Raw genomic sequence first — 20193 nt, 5'->3', positions numbered from 1 at the left:
TAATCGGTAAAAGACGCTCACACGCCGGCCTCTGGATCAGCCTTTAGGCGGGGAGCAGCAGGCTGACCCGTAACCCGCCACCGGCTCGGTTCGACAGCATCAGCTCACCCCCATGGCTGGCTGCGATCCGCTGGGCAATGCTCAGCCCTAGCCCATATCCCCCGGATGCCTGGCTGCGCGACCCCTCACCGCGCACGAACGGGTCGGTAATGGTCGGCAGCAGCGCTGGCGAAATCCCTGGCCCGCGGTCGTCGATGTGGATGAATACCCCTGTGGTGGTTCGCTCCAGCGTGACAGAAACATCCTTGGCATAACGCAACGCATTGACCAACAAGTTCTGCAGGCAGCGCTGCAGCAGCAGGGCATCACCCCGCAGGCTGTTCACCCGGCCGTGCACGGGCAGTGGTTCCTGGTCAGTCGCCAGGTCCGCACACTGGCGCGTCACCAGCCGGTCCAGATCCACCTGCTGCAAGTTCTGCTGCTCTCCGGCACGCAGGTAATCCAGAACCTGACCGATCATATCGTCCATCTGCGTGATGTTCTGCCGCAGGCGCTGGCGGTGTTCGTCATCGGGTAACCGTTCCAGTCGCAGGCGCATGCGAGTCAGTGGGGTGCGCAGGTCGTGAGACACGGCGGCCAGGAAGTAGGCCTTGTCGTTGACCATGGCAATCAGCCGCTGCTGCATGGCGTTGAACGCCTGCGCCGCCTGGCGCACTTCCTCCGGGCCATCCAGTGCCAGGGGAGGCTGTTCGAGGTTACTGCCCAGGCCGCGTGCAGCATCGGCCAGGCGCCGCAACGGGCGCAGGCACAGGCGCACGGCAACCAGGCACACCAGCAATACGGCGACGATACGCAGCGCATACACCCGCAGCAGATAATCGCTGATCAGCAACCACGCCGACTCGCCGCTCCAGCCCTGCAGTTCCTGGCCCGCAATGGTCAGCCAGTGCCCATCGGCCAGCGGCACCGCGAACTGGATATGCGCCTGGGCCGTGCGCAGGCCGAACAGGCTGCGCCAGACGATCGGTCGGCCCAGTTCGTCGGTGAGTTGCACGTTCATCAGGCGCACGTCCTGGGCATGCCCCAGTTCGTACTTCAGGGCCTGCTGCAGCAACAGCTCGACCCGCCTGCGCCCAGGGCGCTCGTCATGCTCTTGCACAGGCAGGCTTTCGACGCAGCGAAGCTGGTAGTGGGCTGGCGCCTGCAATGTACCGCCCTGACAGTCGGCTTGGGCAATCAGGGCGGCGCTGCGTGCAGCAACCAGTCGCACGGGCACCTCTAGCGCCTGGGCGAAACGCACATCGAACCAGATGCTGCTCGACATCAACTGGATCACCAGCGTGCCACTGACCATGATCAGCAGCAGCTGACCAAACAAGGTGCGTGGCCACAGCCGGTGAAACCAGCGCATGTCAGGCACCGGCCGCGAGGGTGGCGATACTCAGCAGGTAGCCTTCGTTGCGGATGGTCAGGATTTGCGCGGCCCCCGCCGGCGCCCGGCGCAGCTGCTGGCGCAGGCGGCTGACGCACATGTCCACCGAGCGGTCGTCGGGCAGGTGGTCGCGGCCGAACGCGCTACGGGTCAGTTGGTCACGGGAGACCACACGGTTGTTGGCTTCCAGCAGTTCGCGCAGCACGCGGTAGTCGGAGCGCGGCAGGGTCAGGGTCTCGCCATTCGGGCCGGCGAGCAGGCGCTTGGCGTGTTCCAGGCGAAAGCCTGCGAACAGCTGGGCCTCCACCACGGGTTCTTCGGCACAGGTGCCCAGGCGTTGCGGACGACGTAGTACGGCTTTGATCCGGGCGATCAGTTCGCGTGGTTCGAAGGGCTTGGCCAGATAGTCGTCGGCGCCCACTTCCAGGCCGATGATGCGGTCCAGCGTGCTGCCCTTGGCTGACAGCATGATCACCGCCACCCCGGGGGTGGCCTGCAGCTGCCTGCACAGGCTAAGGCCATCTTCACCCGGCAGCATCAGGTCGAGCACCACCAGTTCCACTTTGTGCTGGGCCAGCTGGTCGCGCATCTGTTCACCGTCGGCTGCGGACAGCACGTTGTAGCCGGCATCGGTCAGGTAATCAGAAAGAAGTTCACGGATCTCGTCGTCATCATCGACAACCAGCAGGGTCGTGCTCATGCAGAAAAACACCTGTTAGGTGAGGGCCGGTGGCGCTCGTTACGTTCAATTACATCCCCGTACATGTCGGGTCTGGAGCCCGGAGGGCTGATCCCTAGAATCCTAACAAAAAATCATCTGCAAATACGAAGCCTTCCCAAATGAATCCCAAGAGCATCCCGACAGCGTTCACTCCCTCCAGTCAAAGTGGCAGTCGCCTCAAGCCGCTGGCCTTCTGCGTTGCCGTCGCCATCAGCGGTGGGGCAATGGCTGCCGACGGCAAGCCCCTTGTACTGGAGGCCACGCAGATCGAAGACAGCGCATTGATGCCTGCCGACGACGCCGGCCAGTTGGGCTACACGGTCGAGAGCACCCGTAGCTCCACAGGCCTGGCACTGACGCCACGGCAGACACCGCAATCGGTTACCACCATCACCCGCCAGCAGATGGATGACCGCGATATCCACACTATCGAGCAGGCACTGGAAACCGCCCCAGGTGTAACGGCCAACAAGTCCGAGGTGGGTGGGCGCACCGACTACCGCGCGCGTGGTTACTCGATCAGCAACTGGAAGGTCGATGGCCTGCAGACCCAGGGCGGCTCCGATTTCAGTGGCAGCGGTAATGCGCTGAACATGGACCTGTATGAACGCATCGACATCGTGCGCGGCGCCAACGGCCTGCTGGGCGGCACCGGCGACCCCTCGGCCACCGTCAACCTGATCCGCAAGGCACCGACCAAAACCTTCGGCGGCAGCGCCTATGCCACCTACGGCAGCTGGGACAAGCGTCGTCTGGGTGCTGACTTGAACCTGCCGCTATCCGAAGATGGCCGCCTGCGCTCGCGTTTCGTGATGACCCAGCAGGATGCCAACTCCTTCCGTGACAACCAGTCAGAGCGCTTGCGCGCCGCGTTGGCCAATTTCGAGTTCGACCTGGACGACGCCACTACCCTGGGCGCCGGTTACCAGTATGAATACAGCAAGGTCGTGGGCGGCGGCTGGGGGGCGAATATCCCGATCTGGTACCGCGATGGCAGCAAGACCGACTTGCCGCGCAGCACCAACGTGGTGCCCAGCTGGAGCTTTGGCGAATACACCACCCGCACTGCGTTCGGCTCGCTAGAGCACCGCTTCGACAACGACTGGACCCTGGACCTGAAAGCCGCCCAGGCCACCACCGAAGCCTTGAACCACCGGGGCCTTGCCAAGGTGAACTCGGCAGGACGCGGCAGCTACGGTGGCTATTGGGACCAGGACGGCAGCGGCGCCGTACTGAACGGTTTGCACAGCTCCAGCGACACCACTCAGCAGTCGGCGCAGATCGACCTGTCTGGCCCGTTCCAGCTGCTCGGCCGCACCCACCAGGCCATGGTCGGCTACAACGACAGCCGCACCGTCGGCTGGTCACCCCAGTACTCCTGCACCATGGTCGGTGACAGCATGACCAGCGCGCCTGCACTGGGCTGCCAGTTCCGCGCCAACAACGGCTTTCCAGTGACCGACTGGCACAATGGCGTGGATGACGACTATGACCTCGTCGCCTCGCGCACCGGCCTTCACAGCAAGACCACCACCCGCCTGCAGGGCATGTACGCCGCCACCCGCCTGAGCATTACCGCCCCGTTGTCGGTGATCGTTGGCGTGCGCACCAGCAACTATTCTTCGGTCACCCGCAGCGTGGCCGGCGAGCGCACCAGCCAGGAAGAAAACGGCATCGTCACCCCCTACCTGGGCGCGGTTTATGACCTCAGCGACAACTACTCGGTGTATGCCAGCTACACCGATATCTTCACGCCGCAAACCTCTGAAACCAGCAGCGGCAGCAAGGTAGAGCCGATTCGTGGGCAAAGCTACGAAACAGGTATCAAGGGTGAGTGGTTCGATGGTCGCCTGAACGCCTCGGCGGCCTACTTTCGCACCAAGCAGGAAAACAAGGCCGTGCTGGACGGCGACCTGACCACCCCGACCGGCGACAGCGCCTACAAGGCCGGTTCCGGGCAGGAAACCGACGGTATCGATCTGGAAGTCGCAGGCGCCCTGACCCCGAACTGGAACGTCTACGCCGGTTACACCTACCTACACTTGCGCCGCGTCGACAGCGACGGCCGCAGCGACCCGTCGCACCTGTTCAAGGCCTCCACCACGTACCGCCTGAGCGGCCCGCTCGACCGCCTGACACTGGGTGCCGGCGTGACTGCGCAGACCAACATCCGCACCATCTCCAGCCCGGCTGGCCAGCCCACCAACGGTGTGAGTAATGGTGCCACCGACGTGAACTGGTCCGGGTATGCCATCTGGAATGCCATGGCCAAGTACCAGCTGACCGACGACACCAGCGTCAGCCTCAACGCCAACAACCTGTTCGACAAACACTACTACACCCAATACGGGTTCTATGCCGGGGCCATCTACGGCGACCCGCGTAATCTGTCGCTGACGGTAAGCACCGCGTTCTGATCAAGCCCAGCTTGCCCTGGATCAATCGGCTTCTCCAACGGGCTCTCAAAGCTGTTGCAATCCTCGCCCAGCCCGTCGTATGACGGGCATCAATCCATTGGCGATCGCCAGGTCACCATGCATCGCGACCCAGATATCTGGTTGACAGATATATGGATCCGAGATATTTTCCACCCAATGTTGGTGCGCCGGGACAACACAATGCGGGTCATAACGAAAGCGGCGGTTACCAGGGCGATTGAAGCCCACGGCCAGTGGAAAGCGCCCCTTAGCCTGTGGCTGACGACCTTTGACAGGGCGACGTTGCGGTTTGAATCTTTTGAACAATTGAGGCAGACGTGGGCCACTGTGTCTGGCTGGAATGTTGATCGCATCCCCCACTCAAGACTCAGGCCCGCCAGCCGCAAAGGGCCGCTTGATATCTACGTGTTCGATATCAAGAAAAACGAATGCCGCCTGATCGCGTGGCTCAATGCGCGAACGGGCACTCTCTACATCAAGGCCATTCTGTCGCACGCCGAGTACGACAAATGGTGCAGAAGCGATATCAGGTAGCAACCTGGGCCGCGCCCTATTTCAATTCGACAGGTGACAACATGAAGCGGGATAAAGTCGAAGCCAATGGACTAGATGCCTTCATCGCTAATATTTCACCCATGCTCGATGGCCTGAACACTCAGATGGCAACCATGGCCCAGCTTCTGGCCGCCTGCCATGACCCCATCAAGGACGATGCCGAGCTTGAGGCACGCATGGCATTGATCGACGAGCTCTACTCCCATGCAGACAGCGAAGGCCACGCTGCGGCACGTTTTGCGGAGATGGTAGCGGACCGCGTCTACGCGTATGAAAGTGACTCTGTATTGGTGCCGTTCGCGAGCCAGGCCGAAGCGTTGGCCTTTCTGCTAGCGGACAGGGGCGTGAAGCAGAAGGACCTGTCGGCGATAGCGACCCAGAGCGCAGTATCCGAGATTCTGAACAACAAGCGAAAGATGACGGTTGCGCAGATAAAGGGCTTTGCTGAGTTTTTCAGCGTACCGGTTGAGTTCTTCATGCATGGGGTGGTTTGACTGAGAAGAAAGGGTGGTGCCGCTCAGTAAAAGCCAAAACATGCTGTTCACTGCTGCCTTACAACATCATCCGCCGGGAGGCCAGCCAAGCCGCAATCGCCTTTGGTCGAACACCATCGGACATACGCTCAAACCCGCCTTCCAGTACATCGCTATCGGCTACGGGCAGGAGGTTGGCTGAGTTACGGGGAGGTGTTGCGGGGATGTTTCTGGATCACCGCCCAAGCCCAGGAAGGCCTGGGACGGTGAAGATTTTTCAAAACCCGGTATCCGGTGGAGCGCAAGGCTGCTCCGCTTAAGTGAACAGCATTACGCCCCATAGGGCGGCGTTTTCATTGCTCAGGCAATGATCACTTCAGCTTCACGCCTTCGACGCTGATGTCCAGGTCGAGGGTCTGCGAGGTTGGGCCTGGGCCCTTGATGCCGAAGTCGTTCAGGTTCAGCGTGGTGGTGGCGTTGAAGCCAGCACGCTCACCGCCCCACGGGTCCTTGCCTTCACCGTTGAAGGTGGCCTTGAAGGTCACCGGCTTGGTCACACCGTGCAGTGTCAGGTCACCGGTCACGTCTGCGGTTTTTTCGCCGGTGGATTTGACGGCGGTGGAAACGAATTTGGCTTCTGGGTACTTCTTCACATCCAGGAAGTCAGCGCTGGCGATATGCTTGTCACGCTCGGCGTGATTCGACCACAGGCTGGCGGTTTTCAGGTCGACGCTGATCTTGCTGGCTTCAGGCTTGTCGCTATCCCACGTGAAGTTACCGTCGAAGTCCTTGAAGGTACCGTGAATGAAGCTGTAGCCCAGGTGGCTGATTTTCCAGTCGACGAACGCGTGCTGGCCTTCCTTGTCGATCTTGTACTCGGCGGCCATGGCCTGACCAGCACTGAGCAGAGCGGTACCGAGCGCCAAAGCGGCAAAAGTCTTTTTCAACATCCTTTAAGTTCCTTGCAATTGAGGTTGAGAGTCAAGCTTTGCGGCCCAGCATGCGAACCAGGGTCGCGTCACGGTCAATGTAATGGTGCTTCAGGGCAGCCACGGCATGCAGCGCGGCGAAAATCACCAGGCCCCACGCCAGCCACAGATGAACCACGCCAGCCAGGTCTGCCTGGTCAGGCAGGTCACTGACAAGGGCAGGTACTTCAAACAAGCCAAACACTGGAATACCGACACCATCGGCGGTCGAGATCAGGTAGCCGGCGATCATCACCGCGAACAGGCCCACGTACAGCGCCAAATGCCCCAACTTGGCGGCCAGCCGGGTAAATGCACCGTGGCTGGCAGGCGCCGGCGGCGGTGGGCTGATGAAGCGCCACAGCACACGCACGAGCATGACGGCCATGAGCACCAGGCCGATGCTCTTGTGCAGGTCCGGGCCAGCCTTGCGCCAAGGGCTGTAATAATCGAGACCGACCATCCACAGACCAAGACCGAACAGGCCAAAGACCGCCAGCGCAACGCCCCAGTGCAAGAGAATGCTGACAACGCCATAGCGAGAAGGTGAATTGCGCAGTTGCATGATGCCGTGTTTCCCCGTGGAAGCTGTGCACAGACTAACGCGTAACGTATCGAATAAAAGCACAAAAAATTGCTTTGGATTATCGATAAATCCGATGGTAATTGTCCGAGTCGGCTATTAAGGAAACATTAACGATAGTGGGTAATGCCAAGTTGTCAGCCCTGGCCCTGACATCCGCTTGGCGGTGACAGGGCCAGGTGATCGCCTCTCAGCCAGCCTTGGCCTGGGCCGGTTCTGCAGCTGGAGAAGCCTTGGTTTCAGGCTTGTCGGCGCTGCCGAACCACCGCGAGAAGAAACCAGGCTTGTCCACCTTCGCCTCCTCGGCCTTCACCGGTTCTGCTTTGGCGGGTGCCTTCTCGGCGTCGTCCGCCTTGTCGGATGAACCACCGAACAGGTTGGAGAAGAACCCACCGTTGTCCTTCCTTGCCGCACCTGTCGCCGCCACAGGGGCAGCTTTGGCGGGGTCGAACGACTTGCCGGCCAGCAGGTCCTGCACTTGGCTGGCGGCACGCTGGCCACTGCGCAGGGCACCTTCAAGGGTGCCTGGGTACAGCGCGTCGGTATGCTCACCGGCAAACGCAATGCGTTGCACCGGGCGCTCCCACAGGCGCCAGTACTTGCTGATCTGCCCTGGGCCATAGGCCAGGTAAGCACCGCCTGTGCCGGCATCGGCGCTGTAGCGCTTGACCTCATAACCGGTGAACGCACCACGGGCCTTTGGATAGAAGGCATGCAGGCGGATCAATACCTGGTCGACCATCTGTTTGTCGCCGAACGCCTGCAGCAGACGGGCGTTGTCACCCGACAGGTTGATCACCACGTTGGCGCCGCCTTTGAGTGCTGGCTCGATCCACAGCATGCCAAGGCCTGCGTTGCTGAAGATTTCGCCAGACATGCGAGCGCGGCTTTCCCAGACTGGCTGCTTGAATTTGAGCAGCAACTGATCGCGCCAACCATAGTTGGTGCCCCTCAGCGCCGCGATGTGCTGGGTGTCCAGGGCTGGAGTGATCTGGATCTTGGCCAGGGCACGTAGCGGCACCGCCATGACCACATAATCGGCCTGATAGCTGGCGCTGCCGACTTTGACGGTGACCCCGCTGCTATCCTGAACGATGGAGGTGACTGGCGAGCTGGTCTTGATGGTTTTCAGCTGCTTGACGAAAGCCTGGGCCAGCACCGGGCTGCCGCCAGGCAAGCGTGCGGCACGCAGGTCACGGTCGCTGACGCCGCGGTAGACACGGCTCTGCTGGGCGAAGTACAGCAGCGAGAGACGCGATGGCTCGTCATAGCGGGTACGGATCTGCTGGTTGATCAGCTGCCGTGCAGTGCTGGGCAACTGCAGCTTGTCGAGCCAGGTGGAAACGTTCATCTGGTCGAGGGCGAACAGCGTACTGGTGGCCTGCGGTTTGAGCGGGTCATCGATCGAACGGGCCAGGTCATCGAGGGTTTTCTCGTAGCGCTTGAGCGCTTCGGCGGTAGCTGGCTGGCGGGTAGTCAGGTCGCTGGCGCTGAAGTACTCCCCGTCGATCAGATACCCCGGAGTACGGACGAACTCGGGCGCGGGCAGTGTCTCGAGCTTGAAACGCTCAAGGTACTGGTTGAGCACCGGCTGAGCCTTGCTGTTGCCGACCCACTCACTGGTGGCCAGGCCCGAGCGGCCGCCCATGCCGGCCTTGGCTTCCAGCAAGGTCACCTGCCAACCCTTGTCCTGCAGCTCGTAGGCCGCAGTCAGGCCTGCCAGGCCGCCACCCACCACGATTGCCGAAGGTGTCTTGTCCTTGGCCAGCGCGGCGCCGCTGGACACACCGATCAATACCAACGCGCACAGGCGCACCCAAGCAGCAGCCATGATGGCGAACTCCGAGTTGACGTTACAGAAATGGGAAGAGGCAAATGCCCCGAGATGATGCGTTAAGAATACGTCAGGTAGGGCGACCCTGCCACCACAGCGCCATCAAGTGCCTTTGGCAACTGGCATTTTTGTCAGTAGACAGGCCTGCTGCCCTTGCGCAACGCTGGCCTGGGTAGCCAGAAAAACCGACAAAAGGAACTGCGCATGATCTACGAGGAGCACTTTGCCCAGGTCAAAAGGCAGCTCCTGTGGCACAAACAAACGTTACAGACGCCATCGGGCTTGCGTATCCGCAGCAATGGCACTTGCTGGGCCGGTGTTCACGAAGCGTGCAAAGGTGAGGACGGCACCGAACTGGTGATAGGCGAGCAGTGTGAGGTGGAAATCAGCTTCAGCCAGGAGGTCGAAAGCCTTCGCCTGGAATGCTACGTCGTCAGCGACCAACACTTCGAAGATGTAACGATGCTCCTGGATACAGAGAGCCTGGATTGGGGCGTGTTTGCCCCGCCCCCGCACAACTTCTATTGGCTGACGCTTTCAGGCAGCGGCTATACCGAGTTCATGCCTGGGCATTTCTCCACTCAACCTTGCTATCAGCACCTCCCCGGGCCCTTTCGCTGCCTGACCATCTCCACCTCCAGAGCCGGCACCGTGCATATCCGCAAGTTCGAATGGACCCACACCAGTCGCCATTGACCCGCAGCGGTTGTCCTGCCTCCTGGCATTGCTTAGGCTTACGCGGTCAAACATGCCGTAACGCCAGGAGAAGTGCCAATGGGCCTCAATGATCAATGGATGCAGCGTGACCTGAAGGTCTTGTGGCACCCCTGCACCCAGATGAAAGACCACGAGCAGTTGCCGCTGATCCCGATCAAGCGCGGGGAAGGCGTGTGGCTCGAGGACTTCGAAGGCAAACGCTACCTGGATGCGGTCAGCAGCTGGTGGGTGAATGTGTTTGGCCACGCCAACCCGCGCATCAATCAGCGCATCAAGGACCAGGTCGATCAACTCGAGCATGTGATCCTGGCAGGTTTCAGCCACCAGCCGGTGATCGAACTGTCCGAGCGCCTGGTGGCGATGACCCCTGCCGGCCTGGACCGGGTGTTCTATGCCGACAATGGCTCGTCGTGCATCGAAGTGGCGCTGAAAATGAGCTTCCATTACTGGCAGAACATCGGCAAACCGGCGAAAAAGCGCTTCGTCACCCTGACCAACAGCTACCACGGCGAGACCATCGCTGCGATGTCGGTGGGCGATGTGCCGCTGTTCACCGAAACCTACAAAGCGCTGCTGCTCGACACCATCAAGGTACCTAGCCCGGATTGCTACCTGCGCCCCGAAGGCATGGGATGGGAAGAGCACTCGCGCAACATGTTCAGCGCCATGGAACAGACGCTGGCCGAACACCACGAAACGATCTCGGCGGTCATCATCGAGCCATTGATCCAGGGTGCAGGCGGCATGCGCATGTACCACCCGGTCTATCTCAAGCTGCTGCGCGAGGCGTGCGACCGCTATGGCGTGCACTTGATCCACGACGAGATTGCCGTGGGCTTTGGGCGCACCGGCACGATGTTCGCTTGTGAGCAGGCTGGCATCCGCCCTGATTTCCTGTGCCTGTCCAAGGCGCTGACCGGTGGCTACCTGCCGCTGGCCGCGTGCCTGACCACCGACACGGTGTACCAGGCGTTCTACGACGACTACCCGACCCTGCGCGCATTCCTGCATTCGCACAGCTACACCGGCAACCCGCTGGCCTGCGCCGCGGCCCTGGCGACCCTGGACATCTTTGAACAGGACAACGTCATCGAGGCGAACAAGGCGTTGGCCTCACGCATGGCCAGTGCCACTGCGCACCTGGCCGATCATGCCCATGTTGCCGAAATCCGCCAGACCGGCATGGCCCTGGCGATCGAAATGGTCCAGGAGAAGGCGGGCAAGGTCGCCTACCCGTGGCAGGAGCGCCGTGGCCTGAAAGTGTTCGAGCATGCCCTGTCCCGCGGCGCCCTGCTGCGCCCACTGGGCAGCGTGGTGTACTTCCTGCCGCCGTACGTGATCACGCCCGAGCAGATCGACTTCCTTGCCGAGGTGGCCAGTGAAGGCATCGATATCGCCACGCGAGAAAGCGTCAGCGTGGCGGTGCCAGCGAACTTCCACCCCGATTTCCGCGATCCGGGTTAACCGACCAGCAATCGCACTGCCATGCAGGTGGGCCTTGTGTCGCGCCTGCAAGGTCGATGTCCAACCTTCTTCCTGAGCAAAACCATGAGACTGTCCCGTTTCTTCATCGACGCCCCCCTGAGCCTCGGCGAGCACGACCTGCCCGAAGCCCAGGCCCACTATATCGGCCGGGTACTGCGTATGGCACCCGGCGACGCCGTGCAATTGTTCGATGGCAGCGGCCAGGAATACCTGGGCCAATTGCTCGAAGTGGGCAAGAAGAGCGTGCGCGTGAGCCTCGACCAGGCCGTCGCCGGCCAGGCCGAGTCGCCCTTGCACATACACCTGGGCCAGGGGCTTTCCCGCGGCGAGCGCATGGACTGGGCGATCCAGAAGGCCACTGAACTGGGCGCCAATGAAATTACCCCGATCATCAGCGAACGCTGTGAAGTGCGCCTCAAAGACGAGCGCGCCGACAAGCGCCTCGCCCACTGGCGCCAGGTGGCGATCAGCGCCTGCGAACAATGCGGCCGCTCGACCTTGCCGATCATCCATGCGCCAGTGACCTTGGGAGACTGGATCAAGGGCAGCGATGCTGACCTGAAACTGGTCTTGCACCCTGTCGCTGAGCCGTTGACCAGTCATGACAAACCGGCACGCCTGGCGTTTCTGATCGGCCCTGAGGGTGGTTTGAGCGAAGCGGAAGTCGACCAGGCAAAGGGCGCGGGCTTCCACGCTGCCCGCCTCGGCCCGCGGGTGCTGCGCACCGAAACAGCACCGGTGGTGGCCCTGTCGGTGGCGCAACAGCTGTGGGGCGACTTCTAACGCACGTAGAAGGACACTGCCACGAAGTGCATCAGGCTGCCAGCGATCACGAACAGGTGCCAGATGCCATGCCAGTGTCGGAATCGGCTGTCGAAGGCGAAGAAGATGATGCCCACGGTATAAAACACACCGCCCGCCGCCAGCCAGGCAAAGCCGGCGGTGCCCAGGCTTTGCAGCAGCGGGTTGACCGCCACCAGCACGATCCAGCCCATCACGGCATAGATGATGATGGACAGGACCCGAGCCTCTGAGCGTGGCTTGATTTCCTGCAGCATGCCGATCACCGCCAGCCCCCAGACCACCCCGAACAGGCTCCAGCCCCAGGGCCCGCGCAGGCTCACCAGGCAGAACGGTGTGTAGCTGCCGGCGATGAGCAGGTAGATGGACAGGTGATCGAGCTTGCGCATGATCACCTTGGCCCGCCCGCGGGTGCTGTGGTAGAGGGTGGAGATGCTGTAGAGCAGCAGCAGTGTGCCGCCGTAGATCGAGAAGCTGACGATCTTCCAGGGATCGCCCTGCAGCCCTGCGCTGACGATCAGCCAGATGGCCCCAATACAAGCCAGGAAGGCACCGACCAAATGGGTCCAAGCGTTGAAGCGTTCACCGTAATACATGCAAAAACAGACCTCCCAAACGTCTGCAAGTTGCTTCGAGCTGCAAGCTGCAAGCTGCAAGCTACAAGCTACAAGCTACAAGCAAGAGCAAGAGCAAGAGCAAGAGCAAGAGCAAGAGCGATACTCTCCCACTCAACGCGATCAGCTTGAAACTTGAAGCTTGCCGCTTGCAGCTGCTGTCATGGCAGGTGCGCGTCACGCACGAGCCTTTCCAGCCCAACCAGGTCAGGCACCCGTGCCACCTGCTCGCCCACCTGCACCGCCGCCAACTCCAGGCTGGCCAACGCCACATCCACATAATTCAGCTGGCTGTCGAGCTTGCACGAGCGTGGGATGTCCTGCAGCAACACCGCCAGATATCGCAGGCCGGTGTCGCCCAAAGCGTTCAGCACCACGATACGCGCCCGCTCGCCACACGGGGTTTCACCACCGCACGCTGCCTCGAAGCCGATCAGCGGCAGGTGCTGCTGGCGCCAGTCGATCCACCCCAGGTGCCAGGACGGTTGGGCACGCTGGCACACCAGGTTGCGCTGGCCGATAAGCTCGGCCACAGCCACATTGGGCAACACCAGGGTTCGGTCGCCCAACGGCAACAACAGGCCGGTCAGGCTGCTGCGCTGGCCTGCGATCAACTCAAGCATGGGTTTGGCTCCAATGGGCGATACTCTGCAACAGCACCGACTCCTGATACGGCTTGCCCAGGTAGTCGTTGACACCGATGGCCATGGCCCGGTCGCGGTGCTTCTGCCCGGTGCGTGAGGTGATCATGATGATCGGCAGGTCCTTCAGGCGCTCATCGCGACGAATGCGGGTGGCCACTTCAAAGCCATCCATGCGCGGCATCTCGATATCCAGCAGCAACACATCCGGGCGGTGCTCTTCCAGCAGTGCCATGGCATCCACACCGTCCTTGGCCGTCAGCACGCTCATGCCATGGCGCTCCAGCAGGCGGCTGGTCACCTTGCGCACGGTCACCGAATCATCCACCACCATCACCAGCAATGCCCGCCGCGGCGCCGGGCCGAACAGCGTGCGCTGCACCCCGCTACCACCCGGCAGCCGCGCCAGGCGGCGCTGCTGGCCGCGCAACTGGCCAAGCAGATCAAGAATCAGCACCACCCGACCATCACCGAGCAAGGTCGCGCCGGACAACCCTGGCACGGCAGCGAACTGCGGGCCCAAGCTCTTCACCACGATCTCGCGGCTCGGCGACAGGCTGTCGACCTGGATCGCGAACGACTGTTGCTGGGAATGCACCAGCAACACCGGCAATGGCACGCTCTGGCCCAGAAGGCTCGGCCGCGGCAGGCCTTGCAGCAGCTCGCCCAGGTAACGCAAATCGTATTCATGGCCAGCATAGGCGTAGCGCGGCACATCCCGCTGGTAACAGATAGCCAGCTCGGCCGGCGGCACCCGCACGATGCCTTCGATGGTATTGAGCGGGATGGCGTACTGCTCCTCACCCAGGTGAACCATCACGGCACGGTTGATCGACACCGTGAACGGCAGGCGAATCAGAAAGCGTGCGCCCTTGCCCTGCGCCGACTCGATACTCATCGAGCCACCCAGTTGCTTGACCTCTTCGTGCACCACGTCCATGCCCAGGCCACGCCCGGAAATCTGGGTGATCTTCTCTGCGGTGGAAAACCCCGGGCGCAAGATGAACTGCAGGATTTCGTGGTCACTCAGGTGGGCCTGGGGGTCTAGCAGGCCACGCTTGATCGCCTTGCGCCGCACCGCGTCCAGCGGCACGCCGGCGCCGTCGTCGGTCATCTCGATGACAATATCGGCCCCCTCATGGAGCAAATTGAGATGGATGGTGCCTTGCTCAGGTTTACCGGCAGCCAGGCGCGCTTCCCGGGTCTCGAGGCCATGATCCACAGCATTGCGCAGCATGTGCTCCAAGGGCGCGAGCATACGTTCCAGAACACTGCGATCAAGCTCGCCTTCGGCGTTGCCGACCACCAGTTCCACCTGCTTGCCCAACTCGCTGGCCACTTGGCGCACCACCCGTTGCAAGCGCGGCACCAGGCGTTCGAATGGCACCATCAGCGTCGCGGTAAGGCCTTCCTGCAACTGGCTGTTCACCCTCGCCTGCTGCTGCAGCAAGGCCTGCGCCTCCTGCGCGCGGTGGGCCAGCGTCTCTTTCAGGTCAAGCAGGTCAGAGGCCGATTCGAACAATGCCCGTGATAATTGTTGCAGTTGGGAATGGCGGTCCATTTCCAGTGGGTCGAAATCCTCGTAGGCGTCACCTTCGAACGGCTGACGGCTGCTGATCCGACCTTGGGTTTCCATGTCCAGGCGCAGCAACTGGTCGCGCATGCGCTCCAGCGTGGTTTCCATCTCGCTCAAGGCGAATTGGGCGTCATTGACCTGTTGCTCGATACGCCCACGGATCACCGAGTGCTCACCTGCCAGATTGCCCAGGTCATCGAGCAGTTCGGCATCCACCTTGACCAGGTCACCGGGGGGCCGCTCTGGCGAAGCGGCAGGTGCGTCGGCAGGTGCTGCCCCGGCCGGGGCCTGCCCGGCAACGCTGTCGGTCAGGGCGGCGCTGCTGAAGTTGCGGATGTAGTCGATCAACGCAGTCGCCGCATGCAGCGGCTGCCCCAGGCGCACCGCGTCGAGCATGTGCGCCAGGCGGTCATGGCAGTTCTGCAACAGGGCGAACAACGGTGCACCCGGTGGCAAGCGCCCGGCAGCCAGCAGTTCGTACAGGAATTCCAGTTCGTGGGCCAGGTCACCGATAGCGGGGATTTGCACCATGCGCGCCCCGCCCTTGAGCGTGTGCAAATCACGCAGCAGGTTGTCCACCTCGGCGCTGTTGCGCGGGTCGGCCTGCCAACGCGCAAGCGCGGCGGCGGCGCTTTCAACAATGTCGGAGCTTTCTTCGAGGAAGACTTCAAGCAGCTCCTTGTCGCCCGGGTTTTCCGCCTCCTCAGCCGGCGCCGGGGGGCCATCGAGGCGTGTGACCGAGCCTGGTGCCACCAGGCCAGTGGCCTCGGGCGCCAGGGCGTCGTCCAGCAAGCTCCGCAAACCCTCGACGCAGGCTGGGCGGGCGGTCGGCTCCTGGCCGGCAGCGACTTCGTCGAGCATGTCGAGCAGCGCCTCGTGCGCCTGCCGTGCCAGGACAAAAAAGCGGCCATCGGCGGCCAGGCTGCCCTCTTCCACCGCGCCGTACAGGTCCAGCAGCGCTTCACAGACATCGTCCATCTGCCACAGGTCGGCCAGGTGTGCACCGTGGCAGAGGGTGGTCAGCCCGTCGAGCAAGCTGTCCAGCGACTGGCGTTGGCCGGGCTGCTCCTGCCAGCGCGCCAACAGGGCCTCGGCATCCAGCAGGATGTCCATCGACTGGGCGAGGAAGCTGGCGATCAACTGCGGGTCACGCTTGCCCCGGCGTCCATGCGGCGGCTCCTCATGCAAGCTGGCCAAGCGCAGGTCCACGGCTTCACCGACCTGTTCGATCAGTTGCGCGGCGCCGCAAATGGGTGCCAGCGGAGTGCTGGTCAATTGCGCCAGGCCCAGCTGGAACAAGCCGCGTGCTTCTTCAAGCCATTGGCGTTCTGCCGCTTGCAAGGGCAGGTGGTGCCCCCGGTACTCGCGCACCAGCCGGTCGAGCGCGGTGGCGAGCTCGGCGATTGGCAATACGCCGGCCATCGCGGCGCTGCCCTTCAAGGTGTGCAAGGCGCGTTGCAAGGTGTCGCTGACCTCGGTGCCCTGACCGTCTGTACGCTGCAGAAATGCCTCCAGGCTGGCCAGATGGCCCTGGGCTTCATTGCGGAAGATGTCCAGCAGCAGCGGATCGAGGCCATCGATTTCGGCACCCGCGGGCGAATCCTTCTCCGCCAGCGCATGCAGGTGGCTTGCCAACTGCTCGATTTCGGTCACCTGCGGCATCTGGCCGGCGGCAAAATCGGCCAGCAGGTCGGGCAAATGCACCACGACCTGCTGCAGCGCCACCACACCCTCGGGGGCCAGTGTCGTGCGCCCTTCGAGTACCCGGTTGAGCAGGTGCTCACCGCCCCAGGCCAATTCGGCGACCGCCTGAGCATGGACCATGCGGCCACTGCCTTTGAGCGTATGCAAGTCGCGGCGCACCTCCAGCAAGGCATCCCGCAGGCTGTTATCGGCGCGCCAGCGCAACCAATGCCGCTCGATCTGCGGCAGCAGCTCGCCGGCCTCTTCCAGGAAGACCTCGCGCAACTCGTCATCAACCCCGTCGGTACTGCCGTCCTGGGCCATGGCGTCTTCGCCGAGCGTGCACTGCACACCGAGCGCCGCCAGGCTGGCGCGCGCCCTGGCGAGGAAAGGCTGGGCATCGGCCAGAGGGTCGGCTACCCGCCATTGCAGGTAACACTCACTGGCGCTGAGGGCATCGGCCAGGTGGTCAAGCTCAACCGCCGGCGGCTCGACATCCAGGTGCTGCAACCAACCGTGCACATACCCCGCGCAACCAGCCAAGACTTCCGCCGCGTCCGGCAGCATCAGCATCGCCAACGCCCCTCGTACCTGCTGCAGCAACCCCGGCAATGGTTGCAGGCGCTGGCGCGGCCAACCGGATTCCAGGCAATCGCCGATCAGGTCCTTGGCCTGCTGCAACACGTTCAGCGATTCGTTCAACACCAGCTGGCGAATCTCGGCCAGGTCCGAACCGGGCAAGCCGCCCTGCCCGCCCTCTTCCAGCGGGCCGACCATGCCATTGAGGCTCGCCTCCACATACAACAAGGCCCCCGCCACATCCATGAGTACCGCGTCATCCGCCGCGCGTTGGCCTTGAGCCAACGCCTGCAGGGCCATTACCTGATCGATGATGACCCGCCGAGGCTGCTGAAAGCCCAGCACCGCCAGGGTATCGGCCACATGACGCAAGGGCGCCAACAGGCTGTCCAGCTGTTCGCTGTGCTGACGGTCCCCGCGGACGAACTGGTCCAGACGTTCCTTGATGCGCATCAGGTCGTCGCACAACGCGCTGATCACCGAACGCAGCGCGTCACGCCCAGGCCCTGCCTGAACCTGCTCCCGCCAATTGCCCAGCGACAGGTCGAGGTTGGCCAGGTCGTCCGAGCCGGCGAAGCGCTGCGCCGCTGCGCTGATCAGGCTGCCCTGGGCCAGCGGTTCGACACCCCGGCAAGCCCGCAACTGGTTGAGCAGCGGCAGCATGACCAGAGGCAGGTCATGGCGCGCGCCGCGCAGCCGCTCCAGGTACGAGGGCAGTTGCTCAAGGCCGCGGAACAGCGGGCCCAGGCAGTCGCCGCGGGGGCTCACCTGGCCCTCGGCAAAGGCCCTGGCCAGCAGCTCCAGCTCTTCGGCCAGGCGCGTGGCACCGCGCAGTTCGAGCATGCGCAGGCAGCCGTGAACCTGGTGCAGGTTATCCACCACGAACGCCAGGATGGACAGATCGCCGGTATCCCCGGCAAAGCGCTCAAGGGCCTGGCGCGCCTGCCCCAGGCAATCGAGGATGGACGCCTTGGTCCAGGCCAGAGCGACGGTATCGTGGCGCTCGGGGCTTGTTGCTGCAGCCATCATGACTCCTCAGCGCCGCTCGGCGGGTGCCGGCAGGGTGAAACCGGACACGGAGCGGCGCATCTCGCTGGCCATCCGCGCCAGGTGGCGGATGCTGTCGGCGGTGGCGCCGGAGCCCGCGGAGGTCTGCGCGGTAATCTGCTGGATGACCGACATGGTGTGGGAAATTTGCCCGGCCGACGAGGTCTGCAACTGGGCGGCGTCGGAGATGCTGTGGATAAGTTCGGCCAGGGTCTGCGACACCCCTTCGATTTCGGCCAGCGCCACCCCGGCGTCCTGCGCCAGGCGTGCGCCGCGCACGACCTCGGCGGTGGTCTGCTCCATGGAGATCACGGCCTCGTTGGTATCGGCCTGAATGGTGCGTACCAGTGCCTCGATCTGCCGCGTTGCCGAGGATGAACGCTCAGCCAGACGCTGGACTTCATCGGCCACCACGGCAAAGCCCCGACCGGCCTCTCCCGCCAACGAAGCCTGGATGGCGGCATTGAGCGCGAGAATGTTGGTCTGGTCGGCAATGTCGTCGATCAGGCTGACGATGTCGCCGATTTCCTGGGAAGACTCACCCAGGCGCTTGATCCGCTTGGCGGTGTCCTGGATCTGCTCGCGGATGTTGTCCATGCCATTGATGGTGTTGTGCACCACTTCGTTGCCTTTGTTGGCGATCGCCACCGAACGCTCGGCTACCTTGGCCGACTCGTAGGCATGCGCGGAAACCCGGTCGATCGATTCGACCATGTCGCCCACCGCCTCGGACGCCTCACTGATTTGCTCGGCCTGATGCTCGGAGGCCTTGGCCAACTGGCGGGCGGTGTTCTGCGTGTCTTGTACCGCCGCTGCCACCTGCTCGGCGCTGTGGTTGATGGTGGCTACCAAGTCGCGCAGCTGGTCAACGGAATAGTTGATCGAGTCGGCGATCGCGCCGGTGAAATCTTCGGTCACCGAGACCGTCACCGTCAGGTCGCCGTCGGCGAGTTCTTCTATTTCGTCGAGCAGGCGCATGATCGCCTGCTGGTTGCGCTCGTTCTTCTCGGCGGTTTCTTGCAACTGGCGGTGGGTAGTGCGGACCATCACCAGGCCGATCAGGATGATCGAGGCCAGCGCCAGCAGGCCCAGTACATACCCACCGACGGTATCGAGGGTGCGTCCGGCGGCCAGGTTTTCGAAGCCGTTGGCGAGGTGCGAGGCCTCGTCGAGCAGCGTTTGCGACAGGCTGAAGATGTTGCCGGCCGCTTCACGCACGCGGAACAGCTCTGGCGACGTTTCGAGGATTTCGTCGACGGATCCGGCGACGAACTGGAACAGCTCGGCGATTTCCGTCAGGCGCGCCCGTGCGTCGGCATCTTCGACGCGGGTCACCTGAATCGCCGGATTGCCCGCCAGCATGCCTTCGAGTACCTGACCAAAGCGGCTGGCATCGCGGCCGAAGGTATCGGCAGCCTGCGCCGCCGTATCGTCGCCCGCCAGCACGGTATTGACCGAACCCAGAATGCGCTCGGCGAGCAGCAGCTGGCGCTGGGCAACCACCACCTGGCTGGCCGGGGCGCCGCTCTGCAACAGTATCTCCACCACCTTCTCGTATTCGACCTGCAGTTGCGGCACGGTTTCGGCCAGGGTCGCCGCCACCTGGTGCAGCGAGAGTACGGTCTGCTCACTGGCAAGGATGGTATCGGTGTTCTTGCGCAGGTTTTCCCAGTCCTGAAGCACCGCCTCCATTTCATCCTTCACCTTGACCGGCGCGGCAGGCAGGCCGGTGGACGGGTCGCCCTCTCGCAGGTAGCTCCAGCGCCGCTCGAAGTCGTTGCGCGCATCCGACAGCAGCTTGAAGGCCAAAGCCTTGCCCGCTGCTGCCTCGGTGGCATTCTTGGCGATGCGCTGCGACAGCACGCGCAGCTCACCCGCATGGCCGATGTACTGCTTGTCGTGGTTGGACTGGGTGTTGAGGTAGGCGAAATTGGCGAACAGCAGAATGATCGACAGAATCAGCACCACGAACAGCACGGTGATCTGAACGATGCTGCGCGTGCGCGGTGTCATGCTGCTGGGGGCGACATTGGTGGCCGGCTTGTT

General features: G+C 62.9%; 15 protein-coding genes and 1 pseudogene. 7 read left to right on the top strand and 9 right to left on the bottom strand.

Annotated features, from left to right (window positions below; all coding sequences use genetic code 11):
* Positions 1–43: 43 nt before the first annotated feature.
* Together ACIPZC_RS02935 and ACIPZC_RS02930 are read right to left on the bottom strand one after the other, a co-directional pair.
* Entirely contained in the window at positions 44–1411 is a 1368-nt protein-coding gene (locus ACIPZC_RS02935) for an ATP-binding protein (protein ID WP_400624717.1), read from the bottom strand.
* A gap of 1 nt (position 1412) precedes the next feature.
* On the bottom strand, positions 1413–2132 hold the full coding sequence (locus ACIPZC_RS02930) for a response regulator (protein WP_400624715.1): 720 nt from the start codon (positions 2130–2132) through the stop codon (positions 1413–1415).
* A gap of 140 nt (positions 2133–2272) precedes the next feature.
* On the opposite strand from ACIPZC_RS02930, the gene ACIPZC_RS02925 reads away from it, so the two are divergent.
* The 4 genes and pseudogenes from ACIPZC_RS02925 to ACIPZC_RS02910 all read left to right on the top strand — a co-directional run.
* Positions 2273–4570, top strand: coding sequence for a TonB-dependent siderophore receptor (locus ACIPZC_RS02925; protein ID WP_400624713.1), 2298 nt, complete (start codon positions 2273–2275; stop codon positions 4568–4570).
* Between the two features lie 54 nt (positions 4571–4624).
* A complete protein-coding gene (locus ACIPZC_RS02920; protein WP_400624711.1) occupies positions 4625–5125 on the top strand; it encodes a type II toxin-antitoxin system HigB family toxin in 501 nt (166 codons plus the stop codon).
* Between the two features lie 41 nt (positions 5126–5166).
* Positions 5167–5640, top strand: a complete 474-nt coding sequence (locus tag ACIPZC_RS02915) for a type II toxin-antitoxin system HigA family antitoxin (RefSeq protein WP_400624709.1) — start codon at positions 5167–5169, stop codon at positions 5638–5640.
* A gap of 50 nt (positions 5641–5690) precedes the next feature.
* A pseudogene (locus tag ACIPZC_RS02910) lies at positions 5691–5943 on the top strand (IS4 family transposase); the annotation flags it as partial.
* A gap of 47 nt (positions 5944–5990) precedes the next feature.
* Here ACIPZC_RS02910 and ACIPZC_RS02905 read toward each other — a convergent pair.
* The 3 genes from ACIPZC_RS02905 to ACIPZC_RS02895 all read right to left on the bottom strand — a co-directional run bounded on the left by ACIPZC_RS02905 (position 5991) and on the right by ACIPZC_RS02895 (position 9001).
* Complete coding sequence (locus ACIPZC_RS02905; protein ID WP_400624707.1) at positions 5991–6569, bottom strand: YceI family protein; 579 nt, start codon at positions 6567–6569, stop codon at positions 5991–5993.
* A 31-nt stretch (positions 6570–6600) separates the two neighbouring features.
* A complete protein-coding gene (locus ACIPZC_RS02900) occupies positions 6601–7152 on the bottom strand; it encodes a cytochrome b (RefSeq protein WP_267820518.1) in 552 nt (183 codons plus the stop codon).
* Between the two features lie 208 nt (positions 7153–7360).
* Positions 7361–9001 carry a flavin monoamine oxidase family protein gene (locus ACIPZC_RS02895; protein WP_400624705.1) on the bottom strand — a complete coding sequence of 547 codons (1641 nt, stop codon included), beginning with the start codon at positions 8999–9001 and terminating at the stop codon, positions 7361–7363.
* Between the two features lie 207 nt (positions 9002–9208).
* Between ACIPZC_RS02895 and ACIPZC_RS02890 the strand changes: the two genes are divergently transcribed.
* The 3 genes from ACIPZC_RS02890 to ACIPZC_RS02880 all read left to right on the top strand — a co-directional run bounded on the left by ACIPZC_RS02890 (position 9209) and on the right by ACIPZC_RS02880 (position 11989).
* Positions 9209–9700, top strand: coding sequence for a hypothetical protein (locus tag ACIPZC_RS02890; RefSeq protein WP_400624703.1), 492 nt, complete (start codon positions 9209–9211; stop codon positions 9698–9700).
* A gap of 78 nt (positions 9701–9778) precedes the next feature.
* The gene (locus ACIPZC_RS02885; RefSeq protein ID WP_267820512.1) at positions 9779–11185 is read left to right on the top strand and encodes an adenosylmethionine--8-amino-7-oxononanoate transaminase; all 1407 of its coding nucleotides are present in this window, start codon (positions 9779–9781) and stop codon (positions 11183–11185) included.
* Between the two features lie 84 nt (positions 11186–11269).
* A complete protein-coding gene (locus tag ACIPZC_RS02880; protein WP_400624701.1) occupies positions 11270–11989 on the top strand; it encodes a 16S rRNA (uracil(1498)-N(3))-methyltransferase in 720 nt (239 codons plus the stop codon).
* Here the strand turns inward: ACIPZC_RS02880 and ACIPZC_RS02875 are convergent.
* The 4 genes from ACIPZC_RS02875 to ACIPZC_RS02860 all read right to left on the bottom strand — a co-directional run bounded on the left by ACIPZC_RS02875 (position 11986) and on the right by ACIPZC_RS02860 (position 20160).
* A complete protein-coding gene (locus ACIPZC_RS02875) occupies positions 11986–12603 on the bottom strand; it encodes a hemolysin III family protein (RefSeq protein WP_267820508.1) in 618 nt (205 codons plus the stop codon). The genes ACIPZC_RS02880 and ACIPZC_RS02875 overlap by 4 nt on opposite strands.
* 179 nt (positions 12604–12782) lie before the next feature.
* Positions 12783–13244, bottom strand: coding sequence for a chemotaxis protein CheW (locus tag ACIPZC_RS02870; protein WP_241804067.1), 462 nt, complete (start codon positions 13242–13244; stop codon positions 12783–12785).
* Positions 13237–18126 carry an Hpt domain-containing protein gene (locus tag ACIPZC_RS02865; protein WP_400624698.1) on the bottom strand — a complete coding sequence of 1630 codons (4890 nt, stop codon included), beginning with the start codon at positions 18124–18126 and terminating at the stop codon, positions 13237–13239. The genes ACIPZC_RS02870 and ACIPZC_RS02865 overlap by 8 nt, the downstream gene beginning before the upstream one ends.
* Before the next feature lie 9 nt (positions 18127–18135).
* Positions 18136–20160: a methyl-accepting chemotaxis protein gene (locus tag ACIPZC_RS02860; protein WP_241804126.1), complete on the bottom strand. Its 2025-nt coding sequence runs from the start codon at positions 20158–20160 to the stop codon at positions 18136–18138.
* Between the last annotated feature and the right edge of the window lie 33 nt (positions 20161–20193).

Origin of the sequence: Pseudomonas sp. NPDC089743 (assembly GCF_044748785.1) — a bacterium.
Classification (GTDB): Bacteria; Pseudomonadota; Gammaproteobacteria; order Pseudomonadales; family Pseudomonadaceae; genus Aquipseudomonas; species Aquipseudomonas putida_X.
Note: the sequence above shows the minus strand (reverse complement) of the source record. Positions and strands in the feature narration are given on the sequence as shown.

Coding starts and splice junctions, on each gene's coding strand:
- ACIPZC_RS02905 (WP_400624707.1), bottom strand. CDS start 6,569: ATGTTGAAAAAGACTTTTGCCGCTTTGGCGCTCGGTACCGCTCTGCTC.
- ACIPZC_RS02925 (WP_400624713.1), top strand. CDS start 2,273: ATGAATCCCAAGAGCATCCCGACAGCGTTCACTCCCTCCAGTCAAAGT.
- ACIPZC_RS02865 (WP_400624698.1), bottom strand. CDS start 18,126: ATGGCTGCAGCAACAAGCCCCGAGCGCCACGATACCGTCGCTCTGGCC.
- ACIPZC_RS02875 (WP_267820508.1), bottom strand. CDS start 12,603: ATGTATTACGGTGAACGCTTCAACGCTTGGACCCATTTGGTCGGTGCC.
- ACIPZC_RS02860 (WP_241804126.1), bottom strand. CDS start 20,160: ATGACACCGCGCACGCGCAGCATCGTTCAGATCACCGTGCTGTTCGTG.
- ACIPZC_RS02900 (WP_267820518.1), bottom strand. CDS start 7,152: ATGCAACTGCGCAATTCACCTTCTCGCTATGGCGTTGTCAGCATTCTC.
- ACIPZC_RS02915 (WP_400624709.1), top strand. CDS start 5,167: ATGAAGCGGGATAAAGTCGAAGCCAATGGACTAGATGCCTTCATCGCT.
- ACIPZC_RS02870 (WP_241804067.1), bottom strand. CDS start 13,244: ATGCTTGAGTTGATCGCAGGCCAGCGCAGCAGCCTGACCGGCCTGTTG.
- ACIPZC_RS02880 (WP_400624701.1), top strand. CDS start 11,270: ATGAGACTGTCCCGTTTCTTCATCGACGCCCCCCTGAGCCTCGGCGAG.
- ACIPZC_RS02935 (WP_400624717.1), bottom strand. CDS start 1,411: ATGCGCTGGTTTCACCGGCTGTGGCCACGCACCTTGTTTGGTCAGCTG.
- ACIPZC_RS02895 (WP_400624705.1), bottom strand. CDS start 9,001: ATGGCTGCTGCTTGGGTGCGCCTGTGCGCGTTGGTATTGATCGGTGTG.
- ACIPZC_RS02930 (WP_400624715.1), bottom strand. CDS start 2,132: ATGAGCACGACCCTGCTGGTTGTCGATGATGACGACGAGATCCGTGAA.
- ACIPZC_RS02885 (WP_267820512.1), top strand. CDS start 9,779: ATGGGCCTCAATGATCAATGGATGCAGCGTGACCTGAAGGTCTTGTGG.
- ACIPZC_RS02890 (WP_400624703.1), top strand. CDS start 9,209: ATGATCTACGAGGAGCACTTTGCCCAGGTCAAAAGGCAGCTCCTGTGG.